Consider the following 21,029-nt stretch of genomic DNA (forward strand, 5'->3'; position numbering starts at 1 on the left):
GTATAAAACCATTTGCAGTTGGCAGAAAAAATTGGATGTTCTGTGCAACAACTAAGGGTGCTAAAGCTAGTGCAAATATTTATAGTATTATTGAAACTTGCAAAGTAAATAAGATTAATCCTTATGATTATTTAAAATATTTGCTGAATCATATTCATGATTATTCTGATCCAAAAGAGTTAGTAAATTTACTTCCATATAATATTGATAAAAAAATATCATCAAATTAAATTTTTTTTAGAATTATCAAAAAACTTAAGAAACCCAAAGAAAGGCGGATAATACTTGTCAAGATGGGGATATTTTAGCGTTTACGATAAAAATGATTGATGATAATAAAATTGAAAGTATATCTATAATTAATGAAATTCATTTAGTCAATATACTACCGTTAAAGTATAGCAATTTAAAGGATTTAACTAAAGATAGGTCATCTCTAGCAAATCTAACTTGATGCAACTATAAAGTTTTAAATTTCATCACATTAATTTGAAATCAACTTTATTATTGACAAGCTAAGCATTCATCATATTTATCTTCACCTTTTGTAATAACGGGAGATAACTTCATTTTAAGCTGATGCTTATCTACATTCTCTGAAATTGAAACTTTATCTGCTCTTTGTAATGATTTTGATCTACAATAATATAAGCTCTTAACACCTTTTTTCCATGCCAGATAATGCAATTTATTTAATTCAGATTTATCAATATCAGCTGGAATAAAAATATTTATAGATTGGGCCTGACTTACATAAGGGGTTCTATCTGCAGCATGCTCAATTAACCACTGTTGATTTATCTCAAAAGCAGTTTTAAATACATCTTTCTCATCTTTGCTTAAAAAATCTAAATGACTTACAGAACCCTCATGGTTCATTATAGATGACCAAATTTCCTCTGTATCTTTATCTTTCATTTGTAATAATTTCTTCAAATACTTATTTCTTATATTGAATGAACCCGTCAAACTTTTCTGTGTATATGCATTTGAATTAAATGGCTCAATCCCTGGAGATGTAGAACCTGCTATAACTGAAATTGACGCTGTTGGTGCAATCGCAGTTTTATTAGTAAATCTTTCTTTAAGGCCAAGTTCTTCAGCATCAGGGCATGCTCCTTTTTCTTCTGCAATTAATTTTGATGCTTTATTAACTTCATTATCAATATATTTAAAAATTCTAAAATTCCATGATTTTGCCAGGGCTGATTCCATAGGTACCATCTTTGATTGCAAAAAAGAATGAAAGCCCATTACTCCTAGTCCTACACTTCTTTCTCTATATGCTGAATATCTAGCTTTACTCATACTATCTGGAGCATTATCAATAAAATCTTGCAATACATTATCTAAAAATCTCATAACATCTGTAATAAACATCTTATTATCATGCCAATCATCATATTTTTCTAAATTTAGCGAAGATAAGCAACATACTGCAGTTCTATCTTTGCCCTTATAATCTTTGCCTGTCGCAAGAGTAATTTCACTACATAGATTAGAAGTTTTAACCTCCATATTATGCTTTTTATAAGCATCAGGAGCATTCTTATTAACATTATCAATAAATAATAAATAAGGTTCACCTGTCTCAATACGTGCAAGTAGAATCCTTATCCATATATCTCTAGCTTTTACAATAGATATTATTGAGTTATCCTTAGGACTTACCAATTCCCATGGCAAATCATTTTCTACAGCATACATAAATTTATCTGTTATAACTACACCATGATGTAAATTTAACGTTCTACGATTTGGATCACCTCCTGTAGGCCTTCTTAATTCTATAAATTCTTCAATTTCAGGATGAGAAACAGGCAAATATACAGCAGCACTTCCTCTTCTTAAGCTACCTTGTGATATAGCTAAAGTAAGCCTATCCTGTACACTTAAAAAAGGTACTATACCTGATGTTCTACCACTATTTGCAACTTTTTCACCAATAGAACGTACATTACCCCAAAATGTACCAATTCCACCTCCTCTTGAAGCTAACCAAACATTTTCATTCCAAATCTCAACTATTTCCTTTAAACCATCACCAACTTCATTAAGAAAACAAGAGATAGGCAATCCTCTCTTAGCACCTCCATTACTTAAAACTGGAGTAGCAGGCATGAACCAGAATTTGCTCATATAATCATAAAGTCTTTGTGCATGATTTTTATTATCGGCATAATGAGTTGCAACTCTGACAAATAAATCTTGATAAGATTCATTCTCCAATAAATACCTATCTAACAACATTGCTTTTCCAGATTCACTTAAATTTTGATCTCTAGAATAATCAACATTCACTTCATACTTAAATGTTGAATTTTGACTATTTTTTTCTAATACACTATTTAACATAATCACAAGAAATTAATTTATATCATATAACAACCTTACTATATATAGTAGTGTGGTTACAATATATTTGTGAAAAGCACTATATATTGATATCATTAAAAAGTCTACAACAAAAATTATTTTATAATAACAGTTTCCAATAAATTTAAAAAAGACCCCTTGCGTTATAAAAAAATCAGCATCTAATCATTATAAAATATTTAATAACACCTATAATTATGTATATATTTATTTAATAATTCAAAGCTATTAACTAAAATTTTATTACGTTACTTTATTCTTTAATTTTTTAATTAACCCTATTACACCCTCTTTAGATATAATAGAACTAAAATCAGATCTCTGCCCTAAAATTAAACTTACATCCTCAGCAATTATATCTCTAATTAAAAATCGTTCCTTAACAACTTTTATTCTATAAGCTACATTAATATATTTTGAATTATATTTTTTGTTAAGAACCTTAGTATTAACAATATATTGAGAATTTGATATAAGCTTTATAGAATCAATATCAAAATTTACTCCGTTATATTCAGAGAATTTTGAGACATAAGCATTAATTAAAAAAGCTTTGTAAACTATTAAATACTCTTTCAACTGTTCTTGTGCAATATTTCTATAATATTTACCTAAAGCAAACTTACCCATCCAACTTATATCTACAGTATTACAAAAAATATCACGAAGCTTCTGTTTTTTTTGCATCTCTGCATCACTTGAATCAATAACCAAAATCACTTGTTGCGCCGTATTATTAACAAAATTTTGAACTTTTTGGTTTTGATTAGCAAATACGGATAACAAGACTGTAATATTTACAACAAATAACAAAATAACTAGCTTTAATTTTTTAATAATATTACCCATTTATTTACCTATTTATTTTTTTGATAATAAAAACTTCTTAACGCAGCATATTCATCAATTGAAACCTTAGATAATGTTTTATCAAGTCCTATAAATTTTTCTCTCTCTACTATAAAACTTGTACCATAATATATTTTTAGAAACTTTTTATCATTTCTAAATTTTACAAAGTTTAATGGATTTACTCCAATATCTACTATACTGCCAAATCCATCTCTAATATTAGATGGTCCAAGAACTGGTAAAATCATATAAGGACCTTTTTTAGCTCCATAATGCTTCAATACACCTCCAAAAGAAGCATTTTCTTTCTTTAACCCTGCCAGTTCGGCAACATCAAATATCCCCAATATACCAAAAGTACTATTAATAAAAAATCTAAAAAATGAATTAAAGGCTTTATCCGGTTTGAACTCTATTATTCCGTATAATAAATTCAGCGGCTCCTTTAAATTATTAATAAACGAGTTAACTCCTCTTTTGGCAGATTTAGGCAATATAACACCATATATCTCAGCAGGAGGTTTAATTATATATTTATCAACAACCTTGTTAAATTTATATATTTTGCGATTAAATTTTTCATAAGGATCGTATATTTTAAAATTATAGTACTGTTTATAATAATCATCTTCTATATCCAGATCATTATCATTAACTAATTCATCTTCTTTCTTAGCTTCAACTAAGGTAAAAATGCAAAGTATACTGATACTTATAAAAAATCTAATAACCCACTTATTCTTTAATAAGCTCATGATTAGGTTTTAATATTAATGTCATTTGAGAATAATTTTGTTTATTAATATCAACTCTATCTTCTTTTTCTATATGCCAACCACACTTTTTCACTACCTTTTGTACATATGTTTTATTAAAAATAAACTCTTCATCACGATTATTAAAATAATAATTCTTTCTTTGATTAGCATCTAAATAAAAACTTAATAAAAAAATCCCTCTATTCTCTATATATGAATGTACAGAAGATAGTATTGCTTCAATTTCAGTCGTATAAGAAATTAAATTTAAACCTATGATTATATCAAATTTAGCATCAATTTTAGATTTCGACACCACAAAATTTCCTGGATCTTGATTAATTAGTGTATTGTAAACTTTTTGCTTACCAATAGATAAATTTTTACAATGTTTAATAGCTTCACTATAAGAATCAATACCTAATACAAAATTTAACATTTAATTTTTTCTTAATAAATATGCTAATAATCCATTACTACAACCTAAATCTAATAAATTAAAATTAAATACTTTTGTAGTATCTCCTAAAATTTTTTTTAATTCTTCTAAAATGATATTTTCATCTGTATTAATATATTTATTAAATTCAGATAGATAATATTTAAATTGCTGAGTTTTTTTATGTTCAATTATTCTTAACGGCACATACTTAATCTTATCAACCTCATCATTAATTATTTTTAAACAATAGTCTATTTCTTCAAAAAATTTAGATTTTTTATTATAACACTTTTCAAAGCACTCCCTAGCTTTTTTAAATTTGTTTTTTTCAAAATAACATCTACCTAATAAATATTCTAAATCCTCACTTTGATAACCAAATTTCTTTAATATCTTAAATCTAAATATAGCATCATTAATGTTACCTAAATTAAAATGATATATCCCTAATTCATAGTTTGTTCTTTTTAAATTTTTTGACTTAATTTTAAATTCATTAATTTTACTTTTTAACTCAGAGATGAACTTTTTAAAATCACTTATTTTCCAAAGCTTTAATGATTTAAAAAAATTTCTTATTTTTTCTAAGTTAATCATATAAACACCTTTTATTTTTAAACTTTATTATTTGATTTGATTTGGTCAAATATTGATATAGCTTGAGCTGTCATAGAACCAATATTACCTATTTCACTTGGTATAATAACAGTATTACTATCTTTTGCAATTTTTTGAAAAGCTTCGATATATTTTTGAGCAATACTCATTGAAACTGCATCAGAGCCCCCATTTTTCAATATTGCTTCTGCAATTTTCTCAATGCTTATTGCCGTTGCCTTAGCCACAGATTGAATAGCTTCTGCCTCACCTTTTGCTTTATTTATCTTATCCATCATTTCTGCTTCAGAATTAAGAACCACTCCCTTCTTTTTACCTTCTGCAATATTTATCATTGATTGCATTTTGCCTTCTGATTCAAGTATTTCAGCCCTTTTCTGTCTTTCAGAAGAAACTTGAGCTTCCATCGCTTTTAAAATTGAAGATGGTGGATTTATATCTCTAATCTCATACCTCATACATTGAATTCCCCACGTGCTAGCTGCTTCATTAATTGCAGCAACAATCTGATTATTTAGCTGCTCTCTTTCTTCAAAAGTTTTGTCCATAACCAGCTTACCTATAGCAGATCGCATTGAGGTTTGTGCTAATTGAGTAACAGCATAATATGGATTTTCAACACCATAAGATGCATCCATAGGATTTATAATTCTAACATAAATAATACCATCAAGCGCAAGTGTTACATTGTCTTTTGTAATTGCCGATTGTTGTGTTACATCAATGGCCTTTTCCTTAAGAGTATGCTTATATGCTACCTTATCAATAAAAGGCAAAATAAAACTTAATCCAGGCTGTAATGTCTTATTATATTTACCCAATCTCTCAACAATCCATGCCTGTTGCTGTGGCACTATTTTTATTGCCAACCAACAAAAAACACCTAAGGCTATAAGAAAGATCCCTATGCCAGAATTTAAATCAAATAAATCCATAAAAATAGTCTATTTAAATCACTTAAACAAACTTAATACATTTAGGAATATTTTTCTACAATAAATACATTATTCTTTACAGAACAAATTTTAACATTATCTCCCTTCTTTAATATATTTTTCTTATTAGAATTAGCAAGCTTAGCTTTACATACAGCACCAGACCACTTTATTTCACCTAAATTTTTATCACTAATAGTATTGCTGTAAACAACAGCAACACTGCCTTTAATGTTTTCATATCTATCATTACTTCCCAAGTTTAACAAATACTTTGTCGGCTTCCATAATATAATTGACCACAGACAAAAAAAACCAAAAAAGAAACCAACTTGATCAATTAAAGTATTTAATGTTAATAAATTAAAATTCATACATAGTGCCAAGCAAAATGCAGCTAATCCCGCAAAGAAAAATGCAATAGTACCACCTAAATACATCTCTATAATCATTAACACTGCACCTAATATATACCAAATCTCAACTTGATTATTTAAATAATACTGCATATTACTAAAATTTTTAATTACGTTACTTAAGTATATTAGATATTTTTAAAAATTCATCAATAGATAATTGCTCAGGTCTTTTACTAGAATCTATTTTAAGTTTTTTTAGCTCATATTCAGGCTTTGCAATTACTTGCTTTAAAGTTTTCCTAATTTGTTTTCTTCGATAGTTAAAAGTTACTTTACAAGTTTTTTCTATTTTATTAATTTCTTCTAAAGTAGGAAGCAACTTCTTTGGGGTTAATTTAATAACAGAAGAAGTAACTTTTGGTATTGGAAAAAAATTTTCTGGCCCAACATCAAAAAGTAACTCACACTCACAAGTAAACTGCGCTAAAACACTTAATCTACCATAATCATGTGTTCCTACTTTTGCAATCAACCTATTTGCCACTTCTTTCTGCACCATAACTATAATGCTATCAATAAAATGCAAATTTTTAAACCATTTAACTAAAAGCACTGTACTGATATTATATGGTAAATTAGCTACAATTGAATAGAAATTGCCAACAAAATTTCTTTCATTAATTTGCAATGCATCATCATAAATAATATTAAAATTCACATTACTGGGAGCTTTTATTTTATCAAGAATTGGCTGCATCTTTTTATCAATCTCAACTACAGTTAACGATTTAATATTAGTTTTTAACAATTGATTAGTAAGCACACCTATACCAGGACCAATTTCAAGTATCTCTTTATCACATGTATTACCAATTGACCGAACAATCTGATGAATAATATTTTGATTAATTAAAAAATTCTGACCAAATTTTTTAATTGGAGTAATATTAAACTCTTTTAAATTTCTCTTTAATTCACTTATCTCATTCATTATCATTATGTATACTATTGATTTACAAAGGCATTGTTTTTGGTTAAATATACTATTTTAACTTTTATATAAGTTATTTTTTGTTACTTAAAGAATTTAATGATTAACCTTTTAAAAATCTTCCCTAAATTATTAATTATTTTCTACTTTGTAAATTATACTGCTTATAGCATAGAATCCTATACAAATAATAATGAGATTATTATTGAAGCAGATGAATTAATTTATAATAAAAATCAAGACTTAATTAGCGCTCAAGGTAACGTTGATATAAGGCAAAATCAGCTTCACCTTGTTGTAGATAAAATTGTATATGATAAAAAAAATAATTACTTATATGTACTTGGCAATTTAGCATTTAAAAATGATAATAAAAATTACTTCTTTGGCAGCAAGGCATTTTTTAACAGAAATAAAAATGAAGGCTTAATAATTAATTTTAAAGCTAGAATTGATAAAAAAGGCTTGTTGTCATCTAATTTTGCTCAGATGATTAACAATAATACTTTCATAGTTCAAGATATAATTTTTTCAACATGCAAAATATGTAATAATAATTTAATTCCAAACAAACCTTTATGGCAAATATCTGCTAAAAAAGCTATTGTAAATACCAAGGAAAAAAATGTTAAATTTAAAAATAGTAAAATAGAATTATTTGGAACACCTATTTTTTACTTGCCTTATCTCTCTATCCCTACACCAAATTCCCCAAGAAAAAGTGGATTTTTAACACCAAAATTAAAAAATTCTAATATATTGGGACTTCAACTATCAATTCCATATTATTTTAACATTTCACCACAAATGGACATAACATATACACCTACAGTAAGCAATAAAAGCAATACCTTAAATAGTTTCAACATTAGATATCTGACACAATATGGCCCATATGAAATTAATGGAAATTTAATAAACGATAATAAAATTTGCCAAGTTGACGCTAATAAACAAAATAAATTAAAAGGATTTTTAAACTCTATAGGTAATTTTAATTTTAAAAACAATTATTTTCTAGAATATCAACTCCAGAGATTATTCGATGAAGATAAAACTATTACAAAAAAATATAAAATAACAGATGATGACGTGCTCACAAGTAAATTTTCATTAAGAAATGAAACTAAGGAAAGATTTTTAACTTTTGAAGGGATTTCATTCCAAAATCTAAGGCATCAAGGTAGCAAAAATATTGCCCCCCAAGATAGCAATAATAGTACCCCCTATGTTATACCATGGATTAGAACATATAATAAATTATCTCCAAATCTCCCTTTTATTTCTAATTTAGCATTTTCAACTGATATACTTAATCTACGTAGAACTAAAGGAGAAAGTTATATTAGAAGCACTTTTCAGTTTGATTCATTTAATAACATTAACTTACCATATGGTCAAATTTTGAACATTTATCCATCCATTAGATATGATTATTATGATATAAAAAATAATACAGAAACAAAAAGTGATATAGGAACAAAAAACAGATTAATAGGTAAACTATTTTTTGATTGGAAATGGCCATTTATTAAATATCTTGGCAAAAAAAACATAATATTAGAACCAATTGTAAATTTTACTTATAACTCCAAAACAACTCCAACTATTACAGACGAGGGTTCATCCTCACAAATTATGAGTACATCAAACATATTTTCATCTTATTTTGTTACTGGAAAGAATAATGTTGACGTTGGTTCAAGACTAAATTTTGGACTTAGATCTAATTATTATACAGGAAAAAATACTTATGGAATAATTTTGGGACAAAGTTATAAATTAACTCAACCAAAAGATTGTAAAGCCACTTCCTATACCTGGAATAAAAAATTTGATGCCTTAAAAACCGAAATTGTTAGTAAATTCTATGCACAATTAGGTGATGAAATTTCAATAGTTGATAATATAAGCCTGACTCCCAATCACTTAGAATTAATTAAAAATGAGTTAAATTTTAATTTTCAACATCAAAAAGCCGAGATAGATTTAAATCATATATTTATTAACAAAAAATATATAAACCAAGACCATAATAATCATAATCAAGAGATTGCAGTTAAACTCAAATATAATTTTAATAATAATTGGGGCATAGAAACACAAGCAAAAAGAAAGATTGGTTCAAAAATGCAAAAATCGAACCCAGATAATAATAATAACTGGATAAGCAATCAGATAGGCTTATTTTATAAAGGAGATTGTTTAAAAGTTAATTTTGGTGTATTAAGAGATTATTCAAAACTTAAGAATGTCAATTACAATTCTTCAGTTACAACTTATTTAACAATTGAGCCTATTTTTAATTAGTTATGCTAACAAAAAAAAATACTATAAATTTAATCTCAAAATTCTCTCTGATCTTATTTATACTTCTCTATAATGAATTTTGTTATGCATATCAGGATAAAATTGTAGCATATGTTAATAATGAAATTATTACGTCATTTGAGTTAAACTCCAGAATTAATTTACTAGAATCTTTAAATAGAGTAAAAATTCACAATAACCAAAAAAATGAAATTATTGAATTGTTAATTGATGAAAAATTATTATCTCAAATAGCAAAAAGAAATGGCATTTCCATTTCTGAAAATCAAGAAAATTCTTACATTAATGACTTATTAAAAGAAAACGGCTTTAAAAATTTACAACAATTCTTAAAAAAATTTAATGTGAACATAGATGAATTTAAAAATTATATAAATGCAAAATTATTATTAAAAAAACTAATTGAATACAAAATAGAACCAGAAACTGATGTTTCTAAACAAGAAGTTATTGATAATTTAAAAATTATTTCAAAAAAATACAATAATTTATCTGAAAACAGTGAATTAAAACTATATGAAATATTGATTTATAAAGATAGTGATACACCTAAAGAAATAGAAAAATCTATATTGAGAATTTATTCTTTATTACAAAAAGGAGAATCTTTTCAAAACTTAGTAAAACAATTTTCACAAAGTAAAACTTCAAAAAATCATGGTTTTCTAGGTTGGCTAAAAGTCAAAGATCTATCCCATGATATTATTGAAGCATTTGGATCTAAAATAAAAATTGGCTCAATAAGTACACCTATTGAAAAAGATGATAGTATAATAATACTAAAAATTGCCTCTATAAAGAAAATCAATAAAGATACAGCGCTTAATGAACAAGAGGTAAAGAATATAATTTACAATCAAAAACTCAGTATAAATTTAAAAAATTTCTTAAGTACGTTAAGAAAAGGGTCATATATTAAAGTCATAGGATAGAATATTTCATTACAATAATTCATTAATATATATTTTTTTATTTATACAATTATTGATCTATTGGTTATACAAATATATCTCAATAAAAATGAACTAGTTATCAATATAAAACTTCCAAGTAACAAATAGACATAATTAATATTACTGTTAATTATTAGATTACTAACTTGATAAAATATCACTGAAATTGAATATGCAGAAATAGTTGACCAAATAGCAGATATTAACGCCCATTTTTTGCCTATCTCATTAGAAATAACACCAAACACTGAGACACAAGGAAAGTATATTAAAATAAATATTAAATATGATAAAACAGCAATTTTATCTTCAAAATTTTTTGAAATGTTTCTTATAATAGAATTATTGATTTGATTATCTTCATAATAATTATTTATTGCCCCTGTATTAGTTAAATTATACAATTTGTCAAAATTATCAGTTAAAACGCCTTTTATTTTCTCAAATATACTGAAAAATGCTCTTTTGTATTTAGACACAATACTTATTTGTTTTTGATTATCTGGTTTATCAATTTTATCTGAATATAATGAGACTAGAGTGCCTACAACAATTTCTTTAGCAAATATCCCAGTAATAATTCCTACAGCTGCAGGCCAATTTTCATTTTTCAGCCCTATTGGTTTAAAAATATGAACAATGTTTTTTCCAAAAATATTAATAATATTTTCTTTATGATATTTTCCCTCACCATTTTTAATTGGTATTTCGATAGAATTAATTAAATGAATAATAAAGAATACAACTATTATTGTTTTACCAGCACCAAAAATAAAAGACTTTGTCTTTATAAGGCTTGTGTTAATAATAGTTTTAAATTTTGGTAACTTATACTCAGGTAATTCTATTAACATATTGGAATTAGCTAAGTTTTGGGATTTACCTTTTAATAATAACCCTGTAATTAACGCCATACAAATTCCTAAAATATACAAAACAAAAATAATATTTTGCGTATTATTCGGAAAAAAAATGTAACAAAATAACGTATAAACAGCTAATCTTGCTGTACAAGAAATAAATGGCATCATCATGATTGTTGAAATTCTCTCACTATGATTACTTAACATTCTAGCTCCAGTTATAGCTGGTACATTGCACCCAAAACCAACCATTAATGGTAAAAATGATTGCCCTGATAACCCAACTATTTTCATCATTTTATTTGCAATAACAGCTGACCTTGCAATATAACCACTATCCTCTAAAAAAGATAAAAATATATACATAGCCATTATAATCGGGATAAATGATGCAATAGTTTGAACTGCACCACCTAATCCATGTATCAGTATATTAATCCACCCAGACATATAAATTTTTGATATAATGTATAGTGGAATATCAATAAATGTTGCTTCTGCTATAAGACTAAAAAATTCCTGAAAAACTCCACCTATATTTATACTAAATACAAACATTAAATATAATGATAATAAAAATATTGGAACACTTAAAAATTTATTCAATACTATATTATCTATCTTATCCGAAAATGACTGAGAATTAGAAATTCCACTTTTACAAATCTGCTTTGAAATTTTTTCTATAAAATTATATCTACTATTTACTAATACTAAATCAGATGTTTGGCCAAATTCTTTTTCCAAATCTTTATATATTTTTTTTATAAATTTTTTTAATTCATTATCAAAATTTTGATAATTTCCCTCAAGTAATTCAATTTTTTCTTCATTAGAAATATTTGGAAATTTTTTCCTCAAAAAATTTTCTACATCAAAATAATATTTGGAAATTTTTTTAGAATAAAAATCAAATATATCTAAAGAGTTTTTTATTTTTTTACTTTCTATTAAAAAATCTTTTAACCTAATAATATCACCTCTATTTTTAGCAGATATCGATATAACTGGACATTTTAGCAATTCAGATATTTTTTCATGATCTATAAATATACCTTTATTTTTAGATATATCTTCCATATTAAAAACTAAAATTACTGGTATCTCCCTTTCAAGCAATTGCAGTGTTAGGTATAAACTTTTTTTAAAATTTACACTATCAATCACATTTATAATACAATCAAAATTACCCTCTTTAATGTAATTAATCGCTATCTTTTGGTCCAAGGATGTTTTTCCCCCAACACCTAAAGAATATAAGCCAGGCAAATCTACTAATTGCACTTTATGATTTTTATTATAAAATCTCCCAACTTTTTTTTCTACCGTTACACCTGACCAATTAGCTGCTTTTTGTTTAAGACCTGTTAATTCATTAAATATTGTTGATTTTCCTGAATTAGGGTTACCAATAATACCTATTGAAATTTCTTCCATTTAATAACTCATTTTTAAAACTAATTTGTAATTTTATTAATCACTAATTTCTCAGCTATTGATTTATCTAATGCAAATTTATTACCTTCACATTTTATTATAACTGAACCAAAAAAATTTTTCTGAATTAACTTCATTTTCATCTCAGGTAATATACCCAATTCCATTAATTTAATTTTTTGAATTTTATTTAATAAAAATTTTTCTATTTTAAAAATTGCCCCTTTACTTATCTTGTTTATTGATTTGTCCTTCATATTTGCAATTGATAATCATTCTTGATTAGAATCTAAATTATATTTTTCTTATTGTCAATAAATGTTTCATATGATTTTATAAGAATGATTACTCTAAATACTTTTGAAAGTTATTATGCCCACAGAAAACTATGATCGTTTATTAGCAAATAAACAAGATACTCAAGTTAATATAAAATCATACTTAGAAAATCAACAAGAGGTTGATCATGATCAACGAAAGCAAGAGCTTCAATCTGACCTTAATGACGCACAATTAGGTCCAGATCTAATTCTACAACTAGAAGAGTTACGTGATTTAGAATTAGGAATAAGCTGGGCACAATTTGGTCCAAAAGCAGATGGAAGCTATGATTTAATTAGAGATTGTATAAATCAAGAAACGACTCCTAGAAATCCAGAAAAAGCTGAGCAAATATCTTATATAATTCAATCAACTAACTTACTATTAGGTGCTAAAAAAGCTTTAGAATTAGAAGGTAAGAATACTGATAAAATTAATGAATTATTACAAGAACAACTAAGTAAACTTGATAGTAAAGAGAAAATAGATATTAAAGCATTTAATACAAAAGTCATAAATTTACTAAAGGATCAAGGAGTATCAGAAGCAAAAGCAAAGCTAACTACTGCAAGAAATTTTGTTTATATGGACAACAGGCAATTTCATGTATCCACTTTAACTAAACAAAAAGATGCACAAGGCAAAGAGGTGCTAGTTGTCGAGTCAGATATGATGCTACTTGGACTTACTGATACTCAGAAAGCAGAATATAATAAAATCAAAGATTGGCAACAAGGACAAAGACTAAATATTGGTTGGTTTGATCAACTAAGTGATTTTGATAAAGCTTTTGTTAAAAGTTACGCTGCTCAAATTGCACAAGGCAATGTAATGTTGCCAACCCAGACTAGAGAGCAATTAGCTGGATTAAGAAATGCCTACGAAAAATCTGTCTTTGTTTGTGACATGAATGGAGGAGGTATGGAACAAGTGCTCGAAGTACTACATACCGGCACACCATCGTTTCATGGTGAAGATGATAAAATAAACCTGCAACAAACAGCGCAAAATTTAGCACAACTTGATTCTTTCACACTCCTGACGGAGTAGAGATTACAGATAATGCTTTAAATTCTCCTAATCTTGCTGATGGTATACCAAATTATAGTAATGAAATAGATAGATACGCACCAGATTTAATCATGAAAGCGCAAAAACAAAGAGGAAGTGGAACATGCGCTATCACACCTTTTAATGGAATGAGGAGATTAGCAAGTAATGATAATCACGGCTTTGATATAAATTTATTAAAGCTTGGTACTACTCTTAAAAATCAACAAGGACTTGAAAATATTGCTAACTACTTAATCAATGGAACAAATAAAGATCAAGCACTTGAGCAATTAGACGGCTTGAATGGTAACCTTGACTTACAAAATGCTTTAAAAAATGCAATAAAAGCAAAGGATATGATTATCAATCCACATAGTATGTTTGAGAGTGAAAATCAAAATTTAGATCTTGTAACTACAATGACTCTGGCTGATTTTGCCTGTAACAATGCAAATGGTGCTGTTAAAAAAATATTCCCTGAAGTTAATATTGGTAAAGTCAACATACACTGCGCTAGTGGTAAAGATAGGACTGGTATTAGCCTCACAGATGCAACAAACAAAGCTGTTAGTGAAAAACTTGGGCTTAGCGAAGAACAAGCAAGAGAAAATTTAAAAACACAAATTAAAGGAGGGCATACTCAAGAATTAGCATCATTAAATGGTGGGACTCCTGGATGTCATGGAGTAAAATCAGATTCAAAAACCGCTTTATCTGAAAAAAACCCTCTTGGTACTTTAGTTGAGGAACCTGCAGGCTTTAATAAAATTAAAACTAAAAAAAGTATAGGAGATAAAGTAAAAAATTTCTTTAAAATTGCAGCTATTGTGGTAGCTGCAATTATAGCTTCACCTTTAATTATAGCAGCTGCAGTTATTACTACAGCAAGCTATTCAGCATACTTTGGAGTAAAAAATATGAGTAAATACAGCCCTAACCAAGATGATTTAGATAAAATGAAAGATGTATCTACTCTAAAACAACCATTAATTGAATCACCTGATAAAAGCTTATCCCAAAATCAAAAACAATCTCTTGGACCTCATACAGACCAAATATTAAAAAAACGCATCATTTCTCACTCTTTAGATAATGGAAGAGGAGGATAATAAAATTCACAAATGGTGTTCCCGACAGGATTCGAACCTGTGACCTTTGGATTAGGAATCCAACGCTCTATCCTGCTGAGCTACGGGAACAAATTAAACATATGATAATTAATTATATAAAGAAATACAATCTTAATTATAAAATAATAATCTCTTTTTGATAAAAACTAAGTATCTTACAAATCACTTTTTTATTTGAATAAATATTAGACACACATCTTTTATAAATATTAAGCTGCTTTGAATATTCTGAAGGAATATTATTTTTCGAAATAGCTTTAGACTTATCAGTTTTAATTTCAATAATCTCAATTTGTTTCTCTTTAATTATGAGCTTATCTATTTTTAAAATTGCTTTACTATTTTTTGCCAAATTCGCAATACTTACTTCAGAAAATACATTTCTAGCAAAAATATTGGGAAATTTCTTTAAAATATCTGCTGTAATTTGTATAATCTCATTTACATCATTTTTAGGCAATAAATCAAAATTATCATCGTATGCCAATGATGTAATGTACTCTTCTATATCTGTTTTACATATTTTGGCAATATCACATAAAATTTTGTGTATAAAATTTCCTCTAATCACAGCTATATCAGAGAAAATTTGCTCTTTAGTAGAAGCAATGTCATTTTGCTCAACAGCATTTGAAACGTAATTTTCATTAAAATAATTAGGGATATTATTATCCTCGCATTCTAGTTTATCAAAAATATACTTTGGTTCTTTAATTTTTAGATCTGAATATTTTATAAAATTCTCTCCTAGAGCATTTTTTGCAATGTTAAACCAACTATCTTTTTTATTTTTACCTTCCCCAAAAATATATAACTCACTCTCAGCACGTGTCATTGCAACATAAAGTAATCTTAAACTTTCTTTTTTAAGTTCATTTTTTCTTTCATTTTGAATTTGATGAATTTTTTTACTCTTATACTCATTAAAATTAGGTATAATGAGATTATTTTTATACCAAAAATAACTTTCATTTGGCATGTTTTCAGAATCTCCAGCATCAGCTAAAATAACAATAGGAGATTGCAATCCTTTTGCCGAATGAACAGTCATAAGCTTTATACCATCCAAATTACTATTGTCTAATATAATTTCAGAATTATCTTGAATCCACTCAATAAAAATTTGTTTATTGCCTAATAATAATTTCTCAAATTCTGAAACTTTCTCAAGAAAAATATCAATAATTTCATGACAATTTCGTCCAAACTCTTGGTAAAAATTCTTTATAAATTTATAACTATATAGCAACTTATTGTAAAAACCATGTAATGATTCTTCTTCAAAATCGCATTTAAATTTTATTAACTCTTTAGCAACTTCTGGATAAAAAATTTGAACTCTATCCCAGATATTTTGATTATTTCTATCAAATGATAATTTAAAAATATACTTCTCACTAAATTTAAAAAATACTGACTTTAATAAACTAACTAAATTCAAATTATCCTCAGGCAATAAGAAGAATTTAACGATAGCAAGCAAATCAAGAATAATTAGATCATCACTAAAATTTATTTTACAAGAGTCTGAAACTGGAACATTATTTTGCTTTAAACTATCTTTCAAATATTTCATTTTTTCACATCTTTTCCTAAATAAGACCATAATGTCCTTAGGAATCTTTTTTTCACTTGTATTTTTTTGATTTAATAAGTTAATAATAAAATTTGATATTTCTTGTGAATTTAAAAATTTAGTATTTATATATTCATCATCTTTTTTTGGTATTTTCCAACCTTCATCTTTTTTAACTACTTTATTGCTATTGGGTAATTGCTCTATAATCTTAACTATCCCCTTACCTTCTTTTATTGCTATATGCTTAAGTTTATCAATAAAACTAATAGAATTAAAAACTTGATCGACACCGTAAAATATTTCTTTTTTTGAACGAAATGAGTAATTTAACTCCAAATAGTCCCATGATTTAGATAATTTAATAAATTCAGTTTTATAAAATTTATTAACTTGTAAAAAATATTCTGGATCAGCACCTTGAAACCCATAAATTGATTGTTTATAATCACCTACAATAAAGATTGATGAATTATAACTATAAATGCTTCTTATAATTTTCTCGATTAAATCCCACTGAAATTTACTTATATCTTGCGCTTCATCAATTAATATATGGTTAAATGCTAAATTTAAAGAATATAAAAATGCTTCAATATCCTGGACTTTATTTAGTGCTTCTAATGTTTCTATTATCAAATCATCATATTCTAAATAACCAAAATTATGTTTCAATTTTTCATATTCAATAATAACTTCATTTAAAATAATAATAATAGCTTGCATTAATTCAGCTTGCTCTTGTGAAGATTTTTTCTCTAAAAATTCGATTATTCTGATTTGTTCAGCCTTATATTGCTCAATTAAATCTGGATTATCCTCTCTTATTTTTTTGTCAAAAGGTATTCTGCTTCTAGGAAGCATAGCTTTAGTTAAAAAACAATTTAGATAATCATGAAAATTATCCTCTTTAAAGCCATTATCTCCTTCGATCCAATTAAAAATAATATTTAATACATCATCTTTTTCACATATATTAAGTATGTTTCTAAATTCTGTATCCGTATTATTAAAAAATTTGTTTAATAATTCAGTTTTTGATACACTTTTTGTATTATAAAATTCATATTGCTCATTAATTAAATCCTTAATTGAAGCTTTTGAATTTATAAATTCAAATACTTTTTGTTTCTGATAAAGAACGTCCTTTAGTAAATTTAATAAACTATAATAATCATATTTTACTGAAACTTTTATTAACGCAATATCAACTTCTAATTTATGTTTTGATGAATTAATCACCCTATCTAAAGCATTTTCCATAAGCTTTTTTCTTGAATAATCATCAATAATCTTTAAATCATCTATGTTATCTTCATCTAAAAACTTCAATTGATTTAATAGATCAACACAGAAAGAATGTAATGTTTGAATTCTAAATTTATCTAAGTTATCTAAACAGTGATTATAAAGCTCTTTAGCTCTCAAGATTTGATTATTAGTAACTTTATCATTAAGCAATATTAGCAGATACTCTTTTAGTTTATTATCATTAATTAAATGCCATTTTTTCAATTCATCTTTAAGTCTTTGCATCATTTCACCAGCAGCAACATTAGTAAATGTTAGACATAAGATATGCTCTATTTTCTCATTATTCAGCAGAAGCTTTAATATTCTATCAACAAGTGTTTTTGTTTTCCCAGTCCCAGCTGAGGCAGCAAGATAAACATTGTTTTTAGGATCAGACGCAATATTTTGAATATTTAACGAAGAAGAATTATTTTTAATCATTTATTTTAATTGAATTAATAAATGCCTACTTGCAATAATTGAAGTTAACATTTAAATTAACAGACGTAAAATTATATAAACTATATATTTAATGAATAAAACTAACTTTGCAATAAATGGCGTTGGAAGAATAGGAAAAAATGTTTTAAGAAGGTATATCGAAGGTGATTATCCAAATTTAAATTTGGTAGCTGTAAATTTTGGAGCATCCAACATAAAATCAAAACTTCATTTGTTAAAATATGACTCATTACATGGAATTTTTAACTCTATCGATCAAATTGAAGAAGATAAGATTATTATAAAAGGAAAATCAATTAAAATAATTAAAGAACACAATTTAAATAATATTAATTGGGCACAATACAATTCAGATCTAATTTTAGAGTGTACTGGAAAATTCAATAATAAAGAATTATCATCGATACATATAAAGCAAGGGGCAAAAAAAGTTATAGTCTCAGCACCATGTAAAGATGCTGATAAAACAGTTGTTTTTGGTGTTAATCACAATATCCTCTTCAATAATGACAAAATTATTTCAATTAGTTCATGTACTACAAATTGTTTAGCACCTATTGCCAAAATCCTTGATGACAATTTAGGAATAAAAAGCGGCTTTATGACTACAATTCATTCATATACTAATGATCAGCGTATTATTGATGGTGGACATAAAGATTTAAGAAGGTCTCGAGCTGCAGCATTATCAATGATTCCAACATCAACAGGAGCTGCTAAATCAATAGGGTTAATTATACCTCATTTAAACGGCAAATTAGATGGTGCTGCAATAAGAGTTCCTACACCAAATGTTTCAATGATTGATTTTAGCTTCATATCCAACAAAGAAACTTCTGAACAAAATATCAATAATATAGTAAAAGAAAATGCAAATAATAATTATAAAAATATAATTGATATTGTTGAGGAGAAATTAGTTTCTATAGATTTCAATCACTCAACTAGTAGTGCAATCTTTGATATTAATGAAACAAAAGTAGTAAATAAAAATTTCTGCAGGATTGTTTCTTGGTATGATAATGAATGGGCGTTCTCATGTAGGATGCTTGATGTTGCAAATTTTATAGCTAAATTATAACTAAAATTAACATGAAAAATATTAGTTTTAAAGATATATGCAAAGACGATATAATTGGTAAGAAGGTTTTTTTAAGATGCGATCTTAATGTGCCATTTGATAATAATGGCGTGTTATTAGATGATACTAGAATTAATAATATTATTCCAACAATAAAATTTTTATTAAAATACAATTGCAAAATTATTTTAGCAAGTCATTTTGGCAGGCCTAATGGAGAATACAAAGAGGAGTTTTCACTAAAAAAACTAATTCCATACTTGCAAGAGTATTTAAAAGTAAATGTTCTCTTTATAAATGACATCTTATCCAGTGATAGTATTAAGCAGGTAGATAACCTACAAAGCAACGAAATAGTATTACTAGAAAATCTAAGATTTTACCCTGAAGAACAAATAAATAATACTACATTTGCTAAACAATTAAGCAAATATGCAGATATCTACATCAATGACGCATTTTCGTGTTGCCATAGGGAGCATTCTTCCATATGTGCAATTACTAATTTTTTACCTTCTTATCCTGGCTTATCGTTAATGGAGGAGTTAAAAAGCCTAAGTTTAATTTATAATGATAATTACAAGCCTCAGACACTAATTATTGGTGGGAAAAAAATTTCAACAAAGATAAAAGTATTAAATCATTTAGCAAATAAAGTTGATCGCATATTTATTGCTGGAGCAATGGCAAATAACTTTTTAAAAGCTTTAGGTTATGAAGTTGGAAAATCATACTTCGAAGAAGAATACCTTAATGAAGCTAAAAATATCTATGAAAATTATAAACAAAAGATAGTTCTTCCACATGATTTTGTTGGAAAAAATAATAATAAAATTTTTATAAAAAATATAAAAGATATAAATAAAGAAGATTGTATATTAGACATAGGTATAAAAAGTTGTATAAACCTAGAAAATATAATTGAAAATTCCAAAATTTTAATTTGGAATGGTCCCATAGGTTTTTATGAAGAACAATACTTTTCTATTGGTAGCTTATATGCTGCAAGAACTATAGCATACCACACTAAAAATAATAATTTAGTCAGCATAATCGGGGGTGGTGATGCTGTAGCAGTCGCTAAAATGTCTGGCTTAAAAAATCATTTCTCTTATATTTCATCTGGTGGAGGAGCTTTCTTAGAAATAATTGAAAAAGGAGATTTAATAGGGTTTAAAAACTTAAAAAGGAATTAAAT

General features: G+C 26.4%; 18 protein-coding genes and 1 tRNA gene. 7 read left to right on the forward strand and 12 right to left on the reverse strand.

Going from position 1 to position 21,029, the window contains the following annotated elements; genetic code table 11:
- A partial coding sequence (locus EIC27_RS08020) for a transposase domain-containing protein (RefSeq protein WP_205702304.1) occupies positions 1 to 230 on the forward strand: 230 nt, incomplete at its 5' end.
- 274 nt (positions 231 to 504) lie between these two features.
- On the opposite strand, the gene EIC27_RS00465 is transcribed toward EIC27_RS08020, so the two are convergent.
- The 8 genes from EIC27_RS00465 to rsmA form a co-directional block, all read right to left on the reverse strand.
- Positions 505 to 2,355, reverse strand: coding sequence for a ribonucleoside-diphosphate reductase subunit alpha (locus EIC27_RS00465; protein ID WP_126044203.1), 1,851 nt, complete (start codon positions 2,353 to 2,355; stop codon positions 505 to 507).
- Between the two features lie 264 nt (positions 2,356 to 2,619).
- Positions 2,620 to 3,225, reverse strand: coding sequence for an MlaC/ttg2D family ABC transporter substrate-binding protein (locus EIC27_RS00470; protein ID WP_126044204.1), 606 nt, complete (start codon positions 3,223 to 3,225; stop codon positions 2,620 to 2,622).
- 8 nt (positions 3,226 to 3,233) lie between these two features.
- Complete coding sequence (locus tag EIC27_RS00475; protein WP_126044205.1) at positions 3,234 to 3,983, reverse strand: MlaA family lipoprotein; 750 nt, start codon at positions 3,981 to 3,983, stop codon at positions 3,234 to 3,236.
- On the reverse strand, positions 3,964 to 4,425 hold the full coding sequence (locus EIC27_RS00480; RefSeq protein ID WP_126044206.1) for a class I SAM-dependent methyltransferase: 462 nt from the start codon (positions 4,423 to 4,425) through the stop codon (positions 3,964 to 3,966). Before EIC27_RS00480 ends, EIC27_RS00475 begins: the two co-directional genes overlap by 20 nt.
- Complete coding sequence (locus EIC27_RS00485; protein WP_126044207.1) at positions 4,426 to 5,025, reverse strand: tetratricopeptide repeat protein; 600 nt, start codon at positions 5,023 to 5,025, stop codon at positions 4,426 to 4,428. It abuts the gene before it with no gap.
- A 17-nt stretch (positions 5,026 to 5,042) separates the two neighbouring features.
- Entirely contained in the window at positions 5,043 to 5,981 is a 939-nt protein-coding gene (locus tag EIC27_RS00490) for an SPFH domain-containing protein (RefSeq protein ID WP_126044208.1), read from the reverse strand.
- 41 nt (positions 5,982 to 6,022) lie between these two features.
- Positions 6,023 to 6,490, reverse strand: a complete 468-nt coding sequence (locus EIC27_RS00495; protein WP_126044209.1) for an NfeD family protein — start codon at positions 6,488 to 6,490, stop codon at positions 6,023 to 6,025.
- Positions 6,491 to 6,512: 22 nt separating this feature from the next.
- Positions 6,513 to 7,331, reverse strand: coding sequence for a 16S rRNA (adenine(1518)-N(6)/adenine(1519)-N(6))-dimethyltransferase RsmA (gene rsmA, locus EIC27_RS00500; protein ID WP_162298284.1), 819 nt, complete (start codon positions 7,329 to 7,331; stop codon positions 6,513 to 6,515).
- Between the two features lie 99 nt (positions 7,332 to 7,430).
- Here rsmA and EIC27_RS00505 point away from each other — a divergent pair, with 99 nt between their 5' ends.
- Positions 7,431 to 9,641 (forward strand): LPS-assembly protein LptD, encoded by a 2,211-nt coding sequence (locus EIC27_RS00505; protein WP_126044211.1) that lies wholly within the window; start codon positions 7,431 to 7,433, stop codon positions 9,639 to 9,641.
- Between the two features lie 2 nt (positions 9,642 to 9,643).
- A complete protein-coding gene (locus tag EIC27_RS00510) occupies positions 9,644 to 10,594 on the forward strand; it encodes a peptidylprolyl isomerase (protein WP_126044212.1) in 951 nt (316 codons plus the stop codon).
- Between the two features lie 41 nt (positions 10,595 to 10,635).
- On the opposite strand, the gene feoB is transcribed toward EIC27_RS00510, so the two are convergent.
- Positions 10,636 to 12,915, reverse strand: a complete 2,280-nt coding sequence (gene feoB / locus EIC27_RS00515) for a ferrous iron transport protein B (protein WP_126044213.1) — start codon at positions 12,913 to 12,915, stop codon at positions 10,636 to 10,638.
- Between the two features lie 20 nt (positions 12,916 to 12,935).
- A complete protein-coding gene (locus EIC27_RS00520; protein ID WP_126044214.1) occupies positions 12,936 to 13,172 on the reverse strand; it encodes a FeoA family protein in 237 nt (78 codons plus the stop codon).
- A gap of 115 nt (positions 13,173 to 13,287) precedes the next feature.
- Between EIC27_RS00520 and EIC27_RS00525 the strand changes: the two genes are divergently transcribed.
- Positions 13,288 to 14,286, forward strand: coding sequence for a hypothetical protein (locus tag EIC27_RS00525; protein ID WP_126044215.1), 999 nt, complete (start codon positions 13,288 to 13,290; stop codon positions 14,284 to 14,286).
- Between the two features lie 92 nt (positions 14,287 to 14,378).
- Positions 14,379 to 15,398, forward strand: a complete 1,020-nt coding sequence (locus tag EIC27_RS00530; RefSeq protein ID WP_126044216.1) for a protein-tyrosine phosphatase family protein — start codon at positions 14,379 to 14,381, stop codon at positions 15,396 to 15,398.
- 13 nt (positions 15,399 to 15,411) lie between these two features.
- On the opposite strand, the gene EIC27_RS00535 is transcribed toward EIC27_RS00530, so the two are convergent.
- Together EIC27_RS00535 and EIC27_RS00540 are read right to left on the reverse strand one after the other, a co-directional pair.
- Positions 15,412 to 15,488: transfer RNA gene (locus EIC27_RS00535), tRNA-Arg, on the reverse strand.
- Positions 15,489 to 15,534: 46 nt separating this feature from the next.
- Entirely contained in the window at positions 15,535 to 18,729 is a 3,195-nt protein-coding gene (locus EIC27_RS00540) for a UvrD-helicase domain-containing protein (protein WP_126044217.1), read from the reverse strand.
- Between the two features lie 91 nt (positions 18,730 to 18,820).
- On the opposite strand from EIC27_RS00540, the gene gap reads away from it, so the two are divergent.
- On the forward strand, positions 18,821 to 19,831 hold the full coding sequence (gene gap / locus EIC27_RS00545; RefSeq protein ID WP_126044218.1) for a type I glyceraldehyde-3-phosphate dehydrogenase: 1,011 nt from the start codon (positions 18,821 to 18,823) through the stop codon (positions 19,829 to 19,831).
- Between the two features lie 11 nt (positions 19,832 to 19,842).
- Complete coding sequence (locus EIC27_RS00550; protein WP_126044219.1) at positions 19,843 to 21,027, forward strand: phosphoglycerate kinase; 1,185 nt, start codon at positions 19,843 to 19,845, stop codon at positions 21,025 to 21,027.
- The last annotated feature ends 2 nt before the right edge of the window (positions 21,028 to 21,029 follow it).

Source organism: Candidatus Aquarickettsia rohweri, assembly GCF_003953955.1.
GTDB classification, from domain to species: Bacteria; Pseudomonadota; Alphaproteobacteria; order Rickettsiales; family Midichloriaceae; genus Aquirickettsia; species Aquirickettsia rohweri.